This window comes from Pelotalea chapellei (genome assembly GCF_018531195.1).
GTDB classification, from domain to species: domain Bacteria; phylum Desulfobacterota; class Desulfuromonadia; order Geobacterales; family Pseudopelobacteraceae; genus Pelotalea; species Pelotalea chapellei.
Map to the genome: position 1 here is coordinate 1 of NZ_JAHDYS010000045.1, position 422 is coordinate 422.

1 protein-coding gene is annotated in these 422 nt (G+C 47.6%); it reads left to right on the forward strand.

What is annotated here, in order from left to right:
• Window positions 1-422, forward strand: a 422-nt coding sequence (locus KJB30_RS17855; protein WP_246545789.1) for an EF-Tu C-terminal domain-related protein, incomplete at both ends; no start/stop codon positions are given.

Consider the following 422-nt stretch of genomic DNA (forward strand, 5'->3'; position numbering starts at 1 on the left):
GTTGAAGTTGTAGGTATGAAAGCTACTTCTAAAACGACTGTAACCGGCGTTGAAATGTTTCGCAAGCTTCTTGACGAAGGTCGCGCCGGTGACAACATTGGTGCCCTTCTGCGCGGTGTAAAACGTGAAGATATTGAACGTGGTCAGGTTCTGGCTAAACCAGGTTCAATCACCCCTCATACAAAGTTTAAAGCTGAGGCCTATGTGCTCACCAAGGAAGAGGGCGGTCGTCATACACCATTTTTCAATGGTTACCGTCCTCAGTTCTATTTCCGTACAACTGACGTTACAGGAATTGTTGATCTTCCTGCCGGTACTGAAATGGTTATGCCAGGCGACAACGTTGCTGTGACTGTTAACTTGATCACTCCGATCGCTATGGACGAAGGTCTTCGTTTTGCGATCCGTGAAGGTGGACGTAC